The sequence below is a fragment of the Microbacterium sp. C448 genome (assembly GCF_000582705.2).
Taxonomy (GTDB): Bacteria; Actinomycetota; Actinomycetes; order Actinomycetales; family Microbacteriaceae; genus Microbacterium; species Microbacterium lacus_A.
The window spans coordinates 1-4,884 of the sequence record NZ_HG779847.1 but is presented as its reverse complement, the minus strand read 5'-3'; the positions used below and the strand labels follow the sequence as shown (position 1 = coordinate 4,884).

The 4,884-nt window shown below is 68.6% G+C and carries 5 protein-coding genes; 4 read left to right on the top strand and 1 reads right to left on the bottom strand.

What is annotated here, in order from left to right:
* The first annotated feature begins 28 nt into the window (after nt 1-28).
* From MIC448_RS16320 to MIC448_RS16305, 4 genes are all read left to right on the top strand, one after another.
* Complete coding sequence (locus MIC448_RS16320) at nt 29-712, top strand: YqaJ viral recombinase family protein (RefSeq protein WP_036302134.1); 684 nt, start codon at nt 29-31, stop codon at nt 710-712.
* 150 nt (nt 713-862) lie between these two features.
* The gene (locus tag MIC448_RS16315) at nt 863-2,539 is read left to right on the top strand and encodes an MDR family MFS transporter (RefSeq protein ID WP_373457240.1); all 1,677 of its coding nucleotides are present in this window, start codon (nt 863-865) and stop codon (nt 2,537-2,539) included.
* Entirely contained in the window at nt 2,536-3,015 is a 480-nt protein-coding gene (locus tag MIC448_RS16310; protein WP_036302131.1) for a MarR family winged helix-turn-helix transcriptional regulator, read from the top strand. Before MIC448_RS16315 ends, MIC448_RS16310 begins: the two co-directional genes overlap by 4 nt.
* 173 nt (nt 3,016-3,188) lie before the next feature.
* Nucleotides 3,189-4,208, top strand: coding sequence for an NADP-dependent oxidoreductase (locus MIC448_RS16305; RefSeq protein ID WP_036302129.1), 1,020 nt, complete (start codon nt 3,189-3,191; stop codon nt 4,206-4,208).
* Here the strand turns inward: MIC448_RS16305 and MIC448_RS16300 are convergent.
* Nucleotides 4,205-4,884, bottom strand: a 680-nt coding sequence (locus tag MIC448_RS16300; RefSeq protein WP_036302127.1) for an ArgP/LysG family DNA-binding transcriptional regulator, incomplete at its 5' end; no start/stop codon positions are given. The two genes, MIC448_RS16305 and MIC448_RS16300, sit on opposite strands and share 4 nt — an antisense overlap.

Here is a 4,884-nt window from a genome sequence, read left to right as displayed (position 1 = left end):
CGGGACGCCGCGGGGTTAGGGTCGATTCGTGCTTCCCGAACTCGCCGCCCGCATCGTCGCGGACTCGCGCGACCGGGTGGCCTGGGTGCGGGCACGTTCCCGCGGCATCACCGCAACCGATGTCGCGAGCCTCACGAGCGAGAACGCGATAGCGAAGGCCGCAGACGCCAAGCTCATCGGAACGCGCTTCAGCGGCAATGCCTTCACCGACCACGGCCGAAAGCGCGAGCCCGAGATCGCGGCGTGGGTAGCCGCAATCCACGGCATCCTCCCCTCCTCGGCCCTGTTCCACGCGGTCGCGGAGCGGCGGCATCTCGCCACTCCGGACGGCGTTGCCACGACGCCCAGCGGATCGATCACGCTGGCCGAGATCAAGACAACGAACAAGGCGTGGCGATCCATCCCCCGCTCGTACATGCGTCAGATCTGGTGGCAGCAGCACGTGCTCGGCGCCGAGCGCACCCTTGTGGCGTGGGAACAGCACGACGGCTTCGTGCCGATCGGCGACGAACCCCGCTGCGCGTGGGTGGACCGCGACGACCGCGAGATCGCCCGCCTCATCCGCCTCGCTGATGCGCTGATCGACGAACTGCATCGCCGCACCACACGACCCGCAACGCCTCCCCCGGTACGAACGCTCGAGTTCGTCGAAGAGCGGATGCCTCGCGTCGCCCCGCGGCAGCCGTTCCGCGCGCTCGCCCTCGCGGACTGACGCACTCCTCCCTCGGCCTCCGGATCATGGGGCCGGGCGCCGGCGTGCGCCCGCGCGATTTAGTTGACTTTACTCAACGAAAATATATAGTTGACTTTACTCAACTTTCGCGCCACGCCTCGTGGTGCTCGCTCCGCAGGAAAGGGCCCTATGGCCACCTCGACTTCCGCGTCCACCGACGCCACACCGCCCGCACCACCCGCTCCGATGTCGCGACGAAAGGTCCTCGAGGCCCTCTCCGGGCTGCTGCTCGGGATGCTCGTCTCGATGCTCGCGGCCACCGTCGTATCGACGTCGCTCCCGGTCATCGTGCACGACCTGCAGGGCGACCAGACCGTGTTCACCTGGGTCGTCACCGCCACCCTTCTGACCACGGCGATCTCGACGCCGATCTGGGGCAAGCTCGCCGATCTGTTCGACCGCAAGCTGCTGATCCAGTTGGCTCTCGCGCTGTTCGTGCTCGCGACCGCTGCGGCGGGCTTCTCGCAGGACGCCGCCACCCTGATCGCGTTCCGCGCCGTGCAGGGCCTGGGCGCCGGTGGACTCGCCGCCCTCAGCCAGGTGTTGATGGCCGACATCATCAGCCCGCGCGAACGTGGCCGCTACATGGGGCTCTTCGGCGCCGTGATGGCCCTGGCCACAGTCGGCGGGCCGCTCCTCGGCGGATTCATCACGGACGGAATCGGATGGCGGTGGAACTTCTTCGTCGCGATCCCGTTCGCCATCGCCGCCTTCGTGATCCTGCAGCGCACCCTGCACGTACCGCGCGTTCGGCGCGGCAAGGTCCGGATCGACTACCTCGGAATCGTCCTGCTCTCGACCGCCGTGTCGCTGCTGCTCGTCTGGATCACCAACGCCGGCAAGAACTACGACTGGTGGAGCGTCGAGACGGGGCTCATGGTCGGCGGGGTCGTCGTCGCCACCGCCTTGTTCATCGTGGTCGAACTGCGCTCGCGCGAGCCGCTCATCCCGCTCTCGCTGTTCCGCAACCGCACCTTCACACTCTCGGTGATCGCTTCGATCGCGACGGGGCTCGCGATGTTCGGGGCAGCCGTGTTCCTGGGCCAATACATGCAGATGTCGCGCGGCGCGACTCCTGCCGAGGCCGGACTGCTCACGATCCCGATGATGGGTGGGCTGTTGGTGACCTCGATCCTCATCGGCCAACTCATCAGTCGCTTCGGCCGCTGGAAGGCGTACATGATCGGCGGCGCCCTGTCGCTCATCGCCGGCTCGGTGCTGCTCTCGACGCTGCACTACGACACCCCGTACCCCCTCGTCGCGCTGTACATGTTTCTGCTCGGCGCGGGCGTCGGCGCAACAATGCAGAACCTCGTTCTCGTCGTGCAGAACACGGCCAAGCCCCAAGAGATGGGCGCCGCGAGCTCCGGCGTCACGTTCTTCCGGAGCCTGGGCGGCACGATCGGCGTGTCCGTCATGGGGGCTGCGCTTGCGTCGAGCGTGGCCGACGGCTTCGTCCGGTACCGGGATGCGATCGGTACCGCGCTCGCCCCGCTCGGCGACGCGGGCCTCGCGGTTGCGGCTCAGTTGCAGTCCGGCACACTCCCCGCGGTGAACACCCTTCCCGACGGCGTTCGCGTCATCGTCGAGGACATCTACGCACAGGGCATCGCGCACTCGTTCCTGTTCGCGGTCCCACTGGCGATCATCAGCTTCATCGCGATCGTCTTCCTGCCCAATCGGCCGCTGACCCGCATGACCACGACCGAGCGGTTGGCCGCGGGCGAGGCGGATCTCGCCACTTTCACCGCGAGCGAGGGCATGGAGTCGATCCCCGCGTCGGGGAAGGGTACCGTCGAGCGATGACCGATCAGCCGCAACGCGTCTCGAACCCGGACTGGCACGAGGCGGTGCGGGAGCTCGAATCGGAATTCGGTGAACTCTCGGTACGGATGCGTCAGGTCATGGCTGCCCGCGCCGACAGGCTGAGCCCGGGAATGCTGCCCGGCGCGTACAAGGTGTTCACGACGATCGTCAAGCACGGGCCGATCAGTCCCTCCGTGCTTGCCGAGACGCTCGTCGCCGACAAAGGCCAGGTGAGCCGGACGGTGCGCGAGCTCGAGCAGGCGGGTCTGATCGAGCGTGCCGCCGATCCGGCAGACGGCCGCTCGGCGCGGCTGACGGCGACGCCGGAAGGTGTGGAGCGGCTCGCAGCCGCCCGGAGCGCCGACCCGCACGCCCTGCACGATCGACTCGCGGACTGGGATGTCTCAGACATCCGAACCCTGACGCGGCTGCTCCGCGCGGCGTCGACCGGCGAAACCCCGTCCGGCTCCGCCTGACGACCCGTATGGCGTAGCGGCACGTTAGCACCTGCGTAACACCGTCGAGACAATCCCCGGCTTTACTGGGACCAGTCCGATCCTCGGGGCAATAGCGCCCCCGGGCCAGGTGTGCATCATGCCTCATGTGCACGCGTGCCGGTTTGCAGGATCGCGCAGAATGGAGCACCGCCATGGCAGTTCGCCCCCCACGACCCGCGGGAGCGCCCGCCGAGGCGCCAAGCGTTCCGGACACGATGCGCGCCGTCGTGTTCGACGAGCCAGGAGACGCGGATTCGTTGCATCTCACCGAGGTCGCCACCCCGGCTCCCGTCATGAGCGAACTGCTCGTGCGGGTCGTCGCCGCGGGCGTGAACCCCATCGACGCCAAGACGCGCTCGGGTCGTGGCGTGTCATCAGCGATCGCGTCGTACCCCGCGGTCCTCGGTTTCGACTTCAGCGGGATCGTGGTCCGCGCGCCCTTCGAGACGCATCCCCTTCAGCCGGGCACGCCCGTGTACGGCATCGCGGCGTTCCCCCGCACGCCCGGCAGCTACGCGGAGTATGCGGTCGTGTCCTCGCTCTCGGTCGCCAAGATGCCGACGGGTCTGTCACACGTGGAGGCCGCGGGTGTGCCGCTCGCCGCGCTCACGGCCTGGGGCCTCATCGTTGAAACTGCGCACGCGCACGAGGGCCAGCGGATCCTGATCCACGCCGGCAGCGGCGGCGTCGGACACTTCGCCGTGCAGTTCGCGTCGTATTTTGGCGCGCACGTCACGGCGACGGCGTCGGGGCGGAACGCCGCGTGGCTGCGTGAACTCGGAGCATCCGTCGTCATCGATCACACCACGACGAAGTTCGAGGATGTCGTGGCCGACGTCGATGTGGTGATCGACCTGGTCGGCAACACGCTCGACGCCACGGGCAGCCGCTCGCTCGGGGTCCTGCGGCGGGGTGGGCTGATCGTGAATGTGCCGACGGGAAGCTGGCCGACGTTCGAAGAGGATGCCTCGGCAGCGGACGTCCGCGCGTCCACCTACAAGGTGATCCCGGACGGCGGGGCACTCGCGACGATCGCTCGCCTGCTCGCCTCGGGATCAGTGCAGGTCTACATCGACCGCGTATTCGACCTGGGGGACGCCGCCGAGGCGCATCGCGAGATCGAGGACGGCCACACGCGCGGCAAGATCGTGCTGCGCGTCAGCGACGACTAGTCAGGCCGCCCTCCCGCTGGGCTGAGCGCCCGCCGCGCCTCGTCGACGACGATGCGGGCAACACGGTCGAGCAGGGGTGATCGCAGGTCCCACTGCTGCCAATAGAGCGGCACGTCGATCGGATCGCCCTCGAGCACCACGATCTCGCCCGCGGCGATCGGCCCGTCCGCTTGCAGGGGCGGGAGCATTCCCCATCCGAGTCCCGACCGCACCGCGGTCGCGAAGTCGTGGGACGCAGGGACGAATATTCGCGGCGGCGTCTCGACGGATGCGCCGCGTGCGCGGAGCCACCGCGCTTGCAGGTCGTCTCGACGGTCGTATTCGATGACGGGCGCACGGGCGAGCGATTGCGCGTTCACCCCTCCCGCGAACCAGCGCCGCGCGAACACGGGGGTCGCGCATGCCCGATACGACATGACCCCGAGCGGCGTCACCGTGCAGCCGGCGACCGCGGCGCTCTGCGACGTCACAGCAGCCGAGACACTTCCGTCTGCGAGCAGGCGTGCCGTGTAGTCCTGGTCGTCGCGACGCAGTTCGATCGCGACGTCCCCCTCGGCCACGATCCGAGCCACGGCGGGCAGAAACCAGGTGGCGAGGGAATCGGCATTGACCGCTAACGCCAGTCGCGCGGGTCCCTCTTCGTCGAGCCCGAGCGAGCGGAGGGTGTCGTGCTCGA

Excerpts from the sequence above, each read along its gene's own strand:
- MIC448_RS16315 (WP_373457240.1), top strand. The coding sequence starts at position 863 with ATGGCCACCTCGACTTCCGCGTCCACCGACGCCACACCGCCCGCACCA.
- MIC448_RS16310 (WP_036302131.1), top strand. The coding sequence starts at position 2,536 with ATGACCGATCAGCCGCAACGCGTCTCGAACCCGGACTGGCACGAGGCG.
- MIC448_RS16305 (WP_036302129.1), top strand. The coding sequence starts at position 3,189 with ATGGCAGTTCGCCCCCCACGACCCGCGGGAGCGCCCGCCGAGGCGCCA.